General features: G+C 31.7%; 12 protein-coding genes. 6 read left to right on the top strand and 6 right to left on the bottom strand.

Going from position 1 to position 13,171, the window contains the following annotated elements; translation table 11 throughout:
• Positions 1-167: 167 nt before the first annotated feature.
• A complete protein-coding gene (locus tag AB3G36_RS14060) occupies positions 168-1,262 on the top strand; it encodes a hypothetical protein (protein ID WP_040474049.1) in 1,095 nt (364 codons plus the stop codon).
• A gap of 237 nt (positions 1,263-1,499) precedes the next feature.
• On the opposite strand, the gene AB3G36_RS14055 is transcribed toward AB3G36_RS14060, so the two are convergent.
• Together AB3G36_RS14055 and AB3G36_RS14050 are read right to left on the bottom strand one after the other, a co-directional pair.
• A complete protein-coding gene (locus AB3G36_RS14055; RefSeq protein ID WP_040474048.1) occupies positions 1,500-1,736 on the bottom strand; it encodes a hypothetical protein in 237 nt (78 codons plus the stop codon).
• 9 nt (positions 1,737-1,745) lie between these two features.
• Entirely contained in the window at positions 1,746-2,138 is a 393-nt protein-coding gene (locus AB3G36_RS14050; RefSeq protein ID WP_007139417.1) for a hypothetical protein, read from the bottom strand.
• A 763-nt stretch (positions 2,139-2,901) separates the two neighbouring features.
• Between AB3G36_RS14050 and AB3G36_RS14045 the strand changes: the two genes are divergently transcribed.
• From AB3G36_RS14045 to AB3G36_RS14025, 5 genes are all read left to right on the top strand, one after another.
• Positions 2,902-3,360 carry a hypothetical protein gene (locus AB3G36_RS14045; RefSeq protein ID WP_007139416.1) on the top strand — a complete coding sequence of 153 codons (459 nt, stop codon included), beginning with the start codon at positions 2,902-2,904 and terminating at the stop codon, positions 3,358-3,360.
• Positions 3,361-4,015: 655 nt separating this feature from the next.
• Positions 4,016-4,582 carry a Crp/Fnr family transcriptional regulator gene (locus AB3G36_RS14040; protein ID WP_007139415.1) on the top strand — a complete coding sequence of 189 codons (567 nt, stop codon included), beginning with the start codon at positions 4,016-4,018 and terminating at the stop codon, positions 4,580-4,582.
• Between the two features lie 68 nt (positions 4,583-4,650).
• A complete protein-coding gene (locus tag AB3G36_RS14035) occupies positions 4,651-4,776 on the top strand; it encodes a hypothetical protein (protein WP_367753781.1) in 126 nt (41 codons plus the stop codon).
• Positions 4,777-4,804: 28 nt separating this feature from the next.
• Positions 4,805-5,680 carry a saccharopine dehydrogenase gene (locus tag AB3G36_RS14030; protein WP_367753779.1) on the top strand — a complete coding sequence of 292 codons (876 nt, stop codon included), beginning with the start codon at positions 4,805-4,807 and terminating at the stop codon, positions 5,678-5,680.
• Entirely contained in the window at positions 5,673-6,251 is a 579-nt protein-coding gene (locus AB3G36_RS14025; RefSeq protein ID WP_007139412.1) for an NAD(P)H-dependent oxidoreductase, read from the top strand. Before AB3G36_RS14030 ends, AB3G36_RS14025 begins: the two co-directional genes overlap by 8 nt.
• 734 nt (positions 6,252-6,985) lie before the next feature.
• Here AB3G36_RS14025 and AB3G36_RS14020 read toward each other — a convergent pair.
• From AB3G36_RS14020 to AB3G36_RS14005, 4 genes are all read right to left on the bottom strand, one after another.
• Complete coding sequence (locus tag AB3G36_RS14020) at positions 6,986-8,059, bottom strand: PepSY-associated TM helix domain-containing protein (RefSeq protein ID WP_367753777.1); 1,074 nt, start codon at positions 8,057-8,059, stop codon at positions 6,986-6,988.
• 10 nt (positions 8,060-8,069) lie between these two features.
• Positions 8,070-10,457 carry a TonB-dependent receptor gene (locus tag AB3G36_RS14015; RefSeq protein ID WP_367753775.1) on the bottom strand — a complete coding sequence of 796 codons (2,388 nt, stop codon included), beginning with the start codon at positions 10,455-10,457 and terminating at the stop codon, positions 8,070-8,072.
• Between the two features lie 543 nt (positions 10,458-11,000).
• Positions 11,001-11,177: a histone H1 gene (locus AB3G36_RS14010; RefSeq protein WP_007139408.1), complete on the bottom strand. Its 177-nt coding sequence runs from the start codon at positions 11,175-11,177 to the stop codon at positions 11,001-11,003.
• Positions 11,178-11,274: 97 nt separating this feature from the next.
• Positions 11,275-12,945, bottom strand: coding sequence for an AraC family transcriptional regulator (locus AB3G36_RS14005; protein WP_367753773.1), 1,671 nt, complete (start codon positions 12,943-12,945; stop codon positions 11,275-11,277).
• Positions 12,946-13,171: the final 226 nt, after the last annotated feature.

The following is a 13,171-nucleotide window of genomic DNA, read 5'->3' as shown; positions in this document are numbered from 1 at the left end:
CTAAAAGTGGGTATTGTAAGAGTAGTAAAAAAAAAACTTTATTTACGAATGAGAATATTTAGCATGAGCTGTGGTAAAACTTTATAAAAGCGTTACTTGTTGATGTTAAATACTAGTTAGCGGTAATTTTAGAAAGATGACCAATAAACCAATTAAAAACAAATGATATGACTACAATTTCAAAATTTATTATAATGACAGTTCTGACAATATCAAGCAGTAGTATTGCTTTTGGACAGTCAAAAAAAGAACTTAGAAAACAAATTGACGATTTAAAAAGTCAAATTACTCAAGCAGAAAAAGAAAAAGAAACTGTTAAAGCTCGACTTAATAGAATTTCAGACATTAAAGTAGATGAAGTAATCACTTCTGACAAACTACCTAAGGATATTATTATCGGTGAAGGTGGTTGGAGAATAGAATTAAATGCTTTTAAATACAAAAGTGACTTAATTGGTCAATTAGGTACAATTTGGGTTGTTGATAGCGATGGACTATTACAACCACAAGGTGCCATAATTTTATCCGACTATAAAATAGACCCAACATTGACAAACCGTGATAAGGATGTTATTTATAAAAGTTTTGTTTCCAGTGGTTCAAAACTAGAAGGTGATGGTGGAGTACCATTTGCGAAGTTAGCCGCTTCGATACAATCGAATCAGTATTCAAGGTTTACAATTAATATAGAAGGAACTTCATCAATTAAAATACAAATACCTGACTTGCAAAAAATTGCGACTTTAGCAAACCAATTATTTGATGTAAATAAAAATAAGGGAGTATATATATGTACAGGTATGCACGTGATTAAATATCATTCAGCTAAATATTCAAAAAGTGATGGCAATGCAAAAATCACTTCCCCAGTAGTAAACATTGGTGGCGAATTTTATGCTGAATCAAGTGAAGAGAATACTGAATACTTTGTTGCACGTCAACTAACCCAATTAAATAAACCTGTAAATAAAACTCCTGCGATTGTAAACAGTGAACTAAATACATTGCTTAATACTTCGTCTGAAACTAATATTATTAATCAATCAAAAAAATATTCACCAGAACAAATTTTGACATTCATACTTAAAAGAGAACCAACATTTGAAGAAATTGTTGAATTTCAGAATAACCCTGATAAGTTTATCAAGGACGTTCCAAAAACTTTTGAATTTAATAATAAAGAAAAACTTTTGATTGATAATGCCAAATTGAAACTAAACGAATTGCCAAAAGAAATTAAATCAATTGACAATTTTAAATAAAAACTACCGCTAACAGCTAAGGGTTCGTTGGGCTTGAAAAGCCAACAATGAACCCGCGGTTGAACGGAACCTGTGATAGTTTAAAAAAGATAAATAATTATAGTTTAATGTAGTATATTTATTTTCTAAATAACAAAAAACAACGCAGTTTGAAGGTTATTAGGCATACTGGCGTTAGCGGTAGTACTCCAGAAAAATGTAAAAGGACAGTTATTTTGATTGATTCCCCTTAAACGTCTAACAATTTTCCTCTATCCATTTATATAAATAATCGATAGTTAATCCCATACTAAAAAGATTAGTTCTTAAATGCAATGCTGGAATATCTTTATCTTTTTCACGATGAGTTATTGTCCGAATACAATTTGGACATTTATAATGATCGTGTGAGGCTTTTGTTCGAAGATATTTACAGTTGTGTGCTTTTAGAAACGAAACCCAATCTTTCGTTTTTACTGGTCTATTATTTCCCATTTATAAAAATTAGCAAGCTACTTTATATTGCTTATTTTTTCTAATGGTAATATTTTCTAATCCTTGTAACAATCCATTTTCGTCAACAAATAATTTAGAAAAATTCTTTCTATGATAAGGAACTTGTGAAAATCCAAGTTTAACTAATTCTAATTTTCTTTGTTCTGCTCCCAATTTCATAAAATCTTCACAAAAAGTTTCAACATTTTCATCTAAAGAATTAATTGCTTCTTCTTCTGTAGAACCATATCCACTAATCATTAAAGAAGGAATAATAGATATAAAATGATCTCCATCTTTGCCACTAACTACAGTAGCTTCCAGAGTTAAATCGCCTCCTTTAATTCGTATAGTATCTTCTTGAGGTTGAATTTCAAGAGGAGTTTTTGTTAATTTAGCCATAACATTGAAGTTTTATATATATAAATATATATGGCAAATATATGGAAAAAAAGAAACTTAAAATTATTTTTAAAGGAAACTTAACTTTTGATTAAGTACACCGCTAAAGATGTATCAAACTAGGCAAAAAAAAACTTAAAAGCCAGTCAATCATGAATGTTGAGAGGATTTTTTCGGTTAGTTGGTATTGACTAAGACCTGCTAATTGGTTTGCGCTACTATAGGGGAATTAGTAGCTTTTAGGTTTTCTTTTGACCTTTTTGTTAGGCAATCAAAAGTAATAAGGCCATCTTTTCTATTTTTGAGACAGAGCTTACCTTACCCACAAATGGATTTTTTTTATTTTAAAAATGTTTTGGAACCACTCGCTGTTTTTGCGGTTCCTATCCAAAAGGGGAAGACGAAAATTAGGGCTTATGTCTTCTAAACTTTTAAAGCGCATTTGTAGGCGGGAAATTCCAGTTATGTGTTGCATTCTTGAAAATAAGAATAATCTTCTTTTTACACGAGTCTTTTGTTATGTTTTACAGGCGTAGCACGCTAGAAGGAGGAGTAATTAGTCCATTACTGGCAAATCTATTTCTTCACCTGGTATTCCTAAGTATAAATAGCATTTCAAAATAAAAATATTGCACAAATAAATCCTTACATTCATTTTAACGGAAATGCAGAAGAAGTAATTACATTTATATAATCCTTCCTGCTTAAATTTAGAATAAATGTTTAAATTTAAATTTTAAAAAAGTTTTAAACGAGAAAAATCATGAATAAAATCGCTAAATATAGAGAACAACTATTGTGCTTTTTAGAAAATGAGGAAGAACCTGATGTCATATGGGATTGGGTTGAAAAACAACCCGTTCTTGATCAACCAGATATTTTTAGAGAACTTAAAACTATTTTTAAAGAAAAAAATATACAAACAGACACTAATTATAGCTACGAAATAAATGACAACTTCGACGTTTTTATCGAAAAATTTGAAGATTCTATTCTTGATGATAAACTTGCCGAAAACCTATTTATTACTGAAATACAAAGAGTTTTGAGTGATACTACAAAAGTAAAGGAGTTTTTAACTTTCACTAGGAAAGCCTTAATTAATAGTATACTTACAAACGATGATAATAATGAAAACATATGGATTTTAGTCCATCAAACAATAAAGGCAGAAAAAGAATCGGGCGTGTACGATCCTGACAATTGGAGTGCTATTATGTGATCGAAAATCCCCTGCTGGCGCAAGCGTCTCGCTTATGCCCACAATCTAAATCAATTAATAAAATTAGCTGATGGTACGGAATTGTATTGTTTGTTGTTATAGTCTTATTAATAGATTTTTAGAGATATATTACTTTTTGATCTAGCAACCTTCTTTTTTTGAGTAACTGAACTGAAAAACACCAGTTATCAAATCTATATATTTTATAAAAGCGTCTATAAACGGCATTTGATAGTCTTTATGTATTACTTTTTTCTAAACTTGAAAAGCGCATTTGTTAACGGGAAATTCCAGTGATGTATTGTATTCAGTTTTCCATCACAATAGAACATAAGTTGCCTTAGCTGTAAAATTAACTATCACAGTCCCGATATCGGGAGAGTTTAGGCTAACGCCAAAATGCTAAGCAGCTAGGCTTTGTATTTCTACTATCAATTTTTATTGTTTGATTTAGTTATTTGTATTACTTTTAAGACGAACTCTTTTTTACAGAAAAGATATAATCGAAAGTTATATCAGCTATATTTACCTTTTAAAGAATAAAAAGCAACTCAAATTTAAGGTCTTTAGACATACTAATCTTGTACAACATATAACGGCATAGACCTGTAAGCATTGACATTAATAAATCCCGAAAAAGAACAGCTGACAAATTATGATTAAGAACTATTTAAAATCGTATAACATTTTAACAGATGATGAGATTGAATTATTTATTCAAAAATCAACAAATAGATATTTAAATAAGCAAGATTATTTTATTAAAGAAGGCGAAACTTGCAAAGAAGTAGCCTTTGTTTTAAGTGGTATTTTTCGTTCTTTTTATATTTCAGATAAAGTAGAGGAAATAACATATTGTATTACTTTTCCAAATAACTTAATGACTGCGTATTCGTCATTTATAACAGGACAAAACACGGTTGAAAACATTCAAGCAATTACAGATGTTGAATTGTTGATAATTCCAAAAAGTACAATTGATGATTTAGTAAAAGAAAATGCAAATTGGATAAAATTTCTAAAAATAGTTGCTGAACAACAATACATTGAGCTTGAAAAACGAATATTTCAATTGCAAAAAAATAGTGCATTGCAACGTTATAGAGATTTGATTACAAATCAACCTGAATATATTCAGCACATTCCTTTACAGTATTTAGCTTCCTACTTGGGGATTACACAAAGGCATTTAAGTCGAATAAGAAAAGAAATTTCGTTTTAGACATTTGTCCTGTATTGCTTATTTTTTGCCATTTATATTTGCCTATCTTAAAACTAAATTCAAAGTAGATGAGCAAAACAATTTTAATTGTAGGTGGCACGGGCTTGATAGGTAAAACCATTTATAAAATGATTTCTGACAGAAATCCAGATCTGAAAATCCTCATTGGATCCCGAAAAAAAACATACCCTTAAAAATCATCTGCAATTAGATGTTAACGATTTGAAAACTTTTGATATATTAGAAAATCAGCACATAAATCTGATTGTAGCTTGCACTAAGGACCCGCAAAACAATATCCTTAATTACAGTATAAAAAAGGGTATTGATTACATCGATATTACGAAGCCTTCTTCAGAACTTCACGAAGCACACTATTCCATTAAAAATAGCCTTATAAAAAGTAAAATTGTTTTTAGTTCAGGCTGGATGGCTGGCATCACACCACTGCTAGTATATGCAACTGGAATTTTGCCAAACGAATTAGAAAAAATAAAAATCATCGTTTATTATTCAACTAAAGATAAAGCAGGAGGCAGTTCAGCCGATTTTATGGCTAAAAATGTGAGTACACCATTTACTTTTTACCAAAATAATTTAGCAATTAAAACAAAACATTTTAGGAATGGGGAAAATTATGTTTTTGACTTTGATAATCAAACCAGAAAAATTTTTGATTTCGATATTCCAGATTTGTATATTTTTAATAAAATAGAAAAAATACCAGTCGTAAATGCTAAACTAACTTTCGATTCAAAGCTAATTACATCGGCTTTGGCAATCATGCAAAAAATTAGTTTTTTCAACATTTTAAGTTTTAGAGAAAAGAAATGGATTTTTGGAGGTAGTGGCTCCGGTGATATTACCGCTTTTGAGGTTTTATACAAAGAATACAATTTCCTAGAAAAAAAGATTACTTTGAAATCCGAGAAAGGTCAGTCGCAACTGACAGCATTTTCAACCGTACTTCACGTAGAAAAAATGTTAGAAGATACTAATCCTAATGACATTTATTTTAGCCATCAATTACACCAGCCTAAGCATTTTATTAGTTTATTAAATTCAAACAGCTCCATCTCGACAACATACTATGAATAAAATTTTAATAATTAACGGCCATCCAAACAAAAATAGTTTTTGTTTTGGTATAGTGGATGCCTATAAAAAAGGGGCAAAAATAGCTGGAGCAGAGGTCCAAGAAATAATTATTTCAGAACTACATTTTAATGTGAATCTACAATTTGGTTACCAACAAAGGACTGAACTAGAACCCGATTTGACAGAAGCTTGGGGAAAAATTAAATGGGCTGAACATATAGTTTGGGTTCATCCAGTTTGGTGGGGTGGACTTCCTGCAATTACTAAGGGATTCATTGACCGACTTTTTTTACCTGGTTTTGCATTTCAATACAAGGAAAATTCTGTGTGGTGGGACAAGTTGCTCAAAGGCAAAACGGCACATATTATTACAACTATTGACCAACCAAGTTGGTACTATTGGCTTTTGTATGGACGTCCAAGTGTTAATCAACTTAAAAAATCAACCTTGGAATTTTGTGGAGTAAAGCCAGTAAAAGTGACGTATTTTGGAATTGTAAAAACTTCGACGACCGAATCAAGAAAAAAGTGGCTAGACAAAGTAGAAGAATTGGGAAGAAGACAAAAGTGAAAATTATAGGTCAAAAATCACAAAACCACTAACAAACTGAACATTTGTACTTCTAATTTCTGTCTTCGCTAAGCTGAAAACTGTCTAAAAACTCCGTGAACAAGGTTATATGATTTCGGCTATGCTTTTAGCCATGGAATTTGGGTAAATAATATTGGACTAAAACGTATTTGGGCAATAACGACTAAGGAAAATGATAAATTAGTAAAACTCTTTGAAAAACTTAACTTTATTAAAATTACAGATTTGGATGATAATGAAATTAAATACGAATTAAGGCTGAATGTAAATTTAACCAAATAAGTGAAATAAATCCCAATTACTGAATTGCATTCTGCAAACTCCAATGAAGTACTATAAAAATATTTTTTGAGAATAATAATATAAAAACATTTTGTAAAAAAAGAAAGGGCTAAAAAGCCCTTTTTAATATCCTAAAGTCAATAGAAATTCAGAGAATTTGATATTGTTGGAGTTATAAATGACTTCCGCTTCTTTTCACTTTGGATATAGAAGACTATTGATGGAAGGAAAGAAAAGTGGGATACCTAATCACTAACAAAACTGTTTATAAACATATAGAATCAGACTTAATTTAAAAGGAATGAGCTCTGTACAATAGCTAGCTCATTCAGAAAGTATTAATTAATTTAAATGCCTAACTTTTTGGGTCCGTGCACATTTTTAATATACCTCTTTTAGTTCTGAATTTCATAGGCGACATTAAATGGCCGTTAAGCAGGAAACTTCCTTTTCCTCCGCTTCTTAGAAAGATATATCCTAAAGCCTGTGATATACAATGTAATGGGAATAAATCCTGCGATAAAAACAAGAATCCTACCAAATATCCCTGCAATTTCACCAATGTGTACAGGGTAAAATTGTGATGCTACACGGTTGCTAGTAGCATCATTCCTATAATCTGTTAAAGAGACTGTTTTTAGGTTTGTGCTGACCGCCAGTTCTTTGGTTTTTCTAAATCCTTGCGTTTTAAATCTATTCTCAATATATCTAAATCTATAGTTGTCATTTACATCTTTAGGATAGTATATGGCACGCAAGGCATAACTTTTATCGGAATCCGACAAAATCGCTGCAAAGGATGAGGGATTGTTGTTTTGTGTTTCCTGTTTAAGAATTACTTTACTATCTAGCACTGATAGCGCCTTTTTATAATAGGAATTATATGTAAAGTAGGCACCTGTAAAGGCAATTGTCAAAAGTGGGATAAAAAAGCTAACGCCCAATACCTTGTGAAGATCGAAGTTAAATTTCTTTTTCTTGCTGTTCCATTTAATTTTAAACCCGTTTTTAAGGGTAGTACTATAGGTTTTGTACCAAATATAGATACCCGAAACCAATATCAGTAGAAGGAAAATAATGGTACTTGTTCCAGTAACATACTTGCCTATTTTTGGAAATAAAAGGGTACGGTGAAATTTTAACAAATCTTCAAAAAACACAATTGAAGCTGACTTTTCTCCTAAAAACTGCCTATTTTCGGAATTGTAATAATTGGTTTTCCCGTTTTTAAATTCAATAGAAATTGTTTGCTGCTCTCTATGCGGCAAGAACATTTTGCTAATACTATCCGAGTGCGTCGTTGTTAAAGAGGATGCCGTTTTTAAAAAAACGGCATCCTCTAAACTATCTATGTTTTTCATCTTTAATAGCTCAGGGTTAAGTGCCGCGCTGATTTCTGGTTGCCATACATACATAGCACCAGAAATGCCAGAAATCGAAGCAACTAAACCGCATGTAATACCTACCCAAAGATGAATTTTACGCACTATATTCCCTAAAGCCATCAAACAGAAATTAAAAATTATATTGTAAACTTATTTTAGCGTTAGCGCCTTCACCAGCTCCTGTAAATGTTTTTAATGGGGATGCCCATTGCGATCTTGCAGGAAGATAATACTCGTTTAACAAGTTATTTACAGCTAAGGACACAGACAAGTTAGGTTCTAATTGGTAAGCCAAAGAAAGATTAACTAAGGTATAACCACTTACTGGAAATTCAGTATGTCTATATTCATATTTGTTAGTGTTTACATTTAAAAAAGGATTAAATCTTTCTCTGTCTCCCGAATTGGTAACTCTAATAGAAGTACTTAATTTTTGTATCGGTTTCCAGTTTGCATACACAGTCAATTTTGGTGCAGAGATTACATCACCTCCCAAATAGCTTAAGTTATTTTCGTCTCCTACATTATATTTGGTACCTTCAACATACGAATAGGAGGTTCCAAATTGCCATTTATCGTTTGACGTAAAATAATCTATAGCAACCTCTCCGCCATAAATACGTTGTGGTTGTTTAGAAGGTTGGAATGTATTTAACTCATCAACAAAAACAATTCCCGTACCCAAACTAGAGGTGCTGTAATACCCAACAGCCTCAAACTTCAGGTTATTAAATTTAGATAAAAAACCAAATTCATAGTTTTTAGTCACCGCAGGTTCTAACTGAATATCATTAATATTACTTGCTGTTGCAGAACGCAATACAGAACCTAAATCTGCAATTGAAAAACCTTGTGAGTAACTTATATATGGTATAAATTCTTGATGCTCAATATAGCGTACACCAAAATTAAAGGCGAGATTATTAAAGTTTAATTTACCACCTTGTACGTCTACAGACGGGGTAAAATTACCATCACTCTTGCCGGAATACGGTAAAGTACTATAATCAACAATATCCATATTAATATCATCATAACGTAAACCTGTTTTAACAACCCATTTTTCATTAAATTTAAGGGTAGATTGTGCGTAAGGCGCCCAGCTAATCATTTCGATATTAGGCACCCATAACCTACCATCTAATAGCCCTTGATTGGTTTTATCTCTAAGTAAATCTACACCATAAGTAAATGTAATATCTGCCGCCTTGTTGTTTGACAACTTCGTGATAAAATTTGGTCTTAACCCATATTTTTCTGCGTTTATTACAGATTGACCTCCGTTTTCAAACTTATCAGAATAAAAGAAAATGTTCTCCGTATTTTGGTAATACAAATCAGTTTGAAAGTCTGTAGTTTTAGAAAATATATTGTTTAAATTATATGTCAATTGTCCATTACCAAGGATTGAACCATTAGCTTTTTCTCCCGCAATAGCCCCTTTTTCACCATATCCAGCTGTTATAGAATAATCTCCTTCTTTATTAAAAACTTCAACTTTTGCAGCTACAGGAATAAATGGAGAGTTTTGCACCGATTTATAAAAATTACCTCCTAGGGTTATTTTTTGATTTTCAGTTAATTGATACTCAATCTTTCCTAAAGTACTGTATATTTTAGAATTATCAAATCCATAGGTTGGTAAAAGAGGAATACCTTTAGCATCATATTTATTGCCCGTTTTTTCATAACTCCCGCTAATATAATAACTGAATTTATCTAAATTCCCTTTAAAGGATTGGTAAACCCCAAATCCTAATGCGTCTTTTGTTTCTGCGACATTAGATGTACCCCAAACATTGGTGGAGCCTTCAAATTTTTTGATAGAATTAGGTTTTTTAGTAATGTAATTAATAAAACCGCCGTTACCACCGTTACCAAAAATAGAAGTAGCTCCTTTTATAACCTCCACGCGACTAATATCATTAGGAGTAATTGATTTTATTCCTAATTGTCCGTTTCTTAAAGGTGAAGATTGCGGAATACCATCAACCATAACTAGTAAAGATCGCCCACGTAATGTTTGTCCCCAGTTAGAAAAAGTACCTGAAGACATCGCTAAACCTGGCACTGTAAATTCTAGTATTTCACTAATATTTGAAGTAGATTTAGCAAACTCTTGCAATTTAGCTTGTCCAACTACTGTTACAGAAGCTGGAATTTCTGATAAATATTCTGAGTGCCTGCTGGCAGAAATTACAACTTCATCTAAGCGGCTTATATCATCTGATAAAGTAACATTGTATACTACTGAACTAGTACCATCAAACGTAAAGCTTTTGATTCTAGTTTGGTAACCAAGCATTTCAATCCTAGCTGAATAAGTTCCCTCTTTTATGTTAGATAACAAATAATCTCCAGAAACATCTGTAGTTGTACTATTTCCTGTTTCTTTAATTTGCACAGTCGCCCCGATGACTGCTTGATTATTTTGATCTGTAATTTTACCCTTTAGATTTGATTGCGAAAATGCCTGAACTGATAGAAGTGCAGCAGCAATTAAAATAATAAATTTCATGTTATTCTTATTTAGATTAATTAAATATAAATCGCGAAAGTAAAACTAAAAAGAAAGTTAGCAAAGGAAAATTAAGTTTATTTTAAGAAATGTATGATTATAGGCTAAGTCCAGCTTATGATCTGTTGAATAGCCGTATTCATATAGACAATAAAGAATTTGCGTTGGATGATGGACTATTACCTGAAAATTTAGATCAAGGAAAATAAGGCAACAGTTTCCTGTCCTTACGGAGGATATAGGCATCAGTGAGAAAAACTTTAATGAAATCATGTAGTTGCGTTATCACAGTCAGAAAAGGTAGAAAAAGTGTTAGCTGCTTCTTTCCTAAACGATGCTACTAAGAGAAATTTTTGGCAGTCTTACCAAGGCCGGCTAAAACAGTTAAAGAAAGGATAAGCTTTCTATATAGTAATATGTACCACAAAATATAGAAAAGTGCTGCTGGTATTTGTTGAACTAGGGCTCCTAAAATTTAATTGGCATGATAAACCTAAAAACCTCGTTTAAAAAGATTTAAACGAGGTTTTTTTTAGGGAAATATTATTTTTTAGATTCTTCCACAGAAACTTTTCTAAACTCTTTTAATAGTTTCTCTAGCTCTAGAGTTGCTTTACGAGCTCTTGCTCCAGCTGCTTTAACACCTTTTTCAGTTAGTGATTCAGATTCGGTTTTAAATGTTTCAAATTCTGCGTTGATTTTTTCGATTAAATCTTTCATGATATTTTTTTATAAATTTAAGAGGTAAAAATAGTAATTTATGCTCTCGTTAGACGATGTAGAGTGTAAAATTTGAGTTGATAACTTGTTTACGTTACTATTTTTTTTCTTCTTTTTTAAGTTGTGCTATATAGAAAGCTGCAGGCATATTAGCTCTTGCCTTAAAAGCATTTGCAAAACGTTGGGTAGAACTAAAGCCGATTTCTTCAGCTAGTGCTTTATTTGTATACTGTTGCAGAAGTTTACTTTCTTTAAGAGCGTTGATCAGATAGTCAATTTTCAAGTCATTAACGTAGGTAACAAACTTCTTATGGCGGTGATGGTAAACAACAAGAGAAAGATATTTAGTATTGGAGTTAAAAGTAGCGGCTAGTTTTACTAAGGTTATTTCTTTATCTAGGAACTTCTTTCCTTGTTCCCATTTTTCTAATTGCCTAATTAATTCAGTAACCGCCGCAGCATTAATATCATCGATTCCAGCATGTTGCATTGTGGTGATTTCTTTTATAGGCTGGGCGCTTTTATTCATCAGCGCGTCATAATTTTTTTTGTAGGTACTTTTGATTTTAAAGTTGCGATAGCTTACGAAAAGAAGAGTTAAGAATATTAGTGTTGCAAGGACTATGAAAATTAAGTTGTTGGATTTTTGTCCATTTACTTGTGACTCTAATTTTTGTTTTTCAATTAAAATGTTCTTATTATCATATTCCTTGCTCACTTTGGATATGAGGTAACTGTTAGTTTCAAGGAGCAAATGATCTGCTTTAAGTAGTTGGTCTATATAATACAAATGTAGCCTGTCCTCTTTTTTTGTTTTGTAGTAGTTGATTAATAATACAAAAGTTTCTAATAAATCTCGTCTTATAAATTGTTTGCTGTTTAGAGTCTGGTCTACTTTTTTAAAATAAGGGATGGCAGTTTCATATTTTTTAAGTTCCCAATAACTTTTCCCAATGTAAAAATTCCCTACAGCCTCATTGGCAAAATCGTTATTACTTTCTATTTCAGGCATTGTACTTTTTAAATTAGTAATTGCCTTTTGGTAATTATGTAGAAAATATTGGTTCACACCTTCTGAGTGCTGAAAATAAACGGTCATTTCTGGACTAGCACGCTTTGCGCTTTCTTTGATTCCCTCCTCGTTAGTTATGGAGCACAAGCCATAATTCCCCACTTTATTATAAGACAGTCCCAGTGAATGGAGTGAATTCAGATATGCTCTGTCATGATTCTTTTTATAGTAGTTTACACATTCTCTCAATAAAGAGATGGCTTCGTCATAAAACCCCATGCTGTTCTTCAGCTGAGCAATGTTGTATTTTACTTTATAAATCAGGTATTGATCATTTGTTTTAGCTATATATTCGTTAGCAATCAGATAGTCATCTAATGCCTCTTTGTATTTCTTATTTGAAAACAAAACTATTCCTTTGGTTAAGAAAGCACTACCTATTGCAGCATTATCTTTCGTCCTTTTTGCTGCATAAACCATGCTGTCAGCGTAAACTAGCCGCATCGATGAAGGGGACAGGTGCATTACGTTTTGATACCCGTTTTTAAGTTCTTGCCAGTTGCGTTCTTTTTTTGCTTTTTTGATATAAGTATATAGGTATATGGCAGCTCTTGTACTGTCATTTTTAAACTGATCTATTCGGTCTTCCAAATAACCAAAATCTTTATTTTGAATGGAGTCTGGAACTTTGAACGAGGTATTCTGAGATTGTATCCACAGGGGTACAAATAACATTAGTATAAAAAATGGCTTCATAGTACATCAATTAAATTCGGGGATAGTTGCGAAACACTCCTTGTGTATTAAGATATAGATACTGGAATATTTTCAACAAAACGTATTTCAAAAATACTATAATCTGCTGATAAGTAATGTTTTATTGGTTAAAAAAAATAGGTGTGGATTTCGTGAAAATCCATAGTTGAAATCGTGAAAACCCACCACTATAGTGTTGTTTAGGTACTTTAGAGCATTTAGATTT

This window comes from Flavobacterium sp. WC2430 (assembly GCF_040822075.1).
Lineage (GTDB): Bacteria > Bacteroidota > Bacteroidia > Flavobacteriales > Flavobacteriaceae > Flavobacterium.
The sequence above is the reverse complement of the archived record's forward strand: the minus strand, read 5'-3'. Positions and strand labels throughout refer to the sequence as shown.

Bases quoted from the DNA above. Each gene is read 5' to 3' on its own strand.
- AB3G36_RS14055 (WP_040474048.1), bottom strand. From the start codon at position 1,736: ATGGGAAATAATAGACCAGTAAAAACGAAAGATTGGGTTTCGTTTCTA.
- AB3G36_RS14005 (WP_367753773.1), bottom strand. From the start codon at position 12,945: ATGAAGCCATTTTTTATACTAATGTTATTTGTACCCCTGTGGATACAA.
- AB3G36_RS14010 (WP_007139408.1), bottom strand. From the start codon at position 11,177: ATGAAAGATTTAATCGAAAAAATCAACGCAGAATTTGAAACATTTAAA.
- AB3G36_RS14045 (WP_007139416.1), top strand. From the start codon at position 2,902: ATGAATAAAATCGCTAAATATAGAGAACAACTATTGTGCTTTTTAGAA.
- AB3G36_RS14025 (WP_007139412.1), top strand. From the start codon at position 5,673: ATGAATAAAATTTTAATAATTAACGGCCATCCAAACAAAAATAGTTTT.
- AB3G36_RS14015 (WP_367753775.1), bottom strand. From the start codon at position 10,457: ATGAAATTTATTATTTTAATTGCTGCTGCACTTCTATCAGTTCAGGCA.
- AB3G36_RS14050 (WP_007139417.1), bottom strand. From the start codon at position 2,138: ATGGCTAAATTAACAAAAACTCCTCTTGAAATTCAACCTCAAGAAGAT.
- AB3G36_RS14040 (WP_007139415.1), top strand. From the start codon at position 4,016: ATGATTAAGAACTATTTAAAATCGTATAACATTTTAACAGATGATGAG.
- AB3G36_RS14035 (WP_367753781.1), top strand. From the start codon at position 4,651: ATGAGCAAAACAATTTTAATTGTAGGTGGCACGGGCTTGATAGGTAAA.
- AB3G36_RS14060 (WP_040474049.1), top strand. From the start codon at position 168: ATGACTACAATTTCAAAATTTATTATAATGACAGTTCTGACAATATCA.
- AB3G36_RS14020 (WP_367753777.1), bottom strand. From the start codon at position 8,059: ATGGCTTTAGGGAATATAGTGCGTAAAATTCATCTTTGGGTAGGTATT.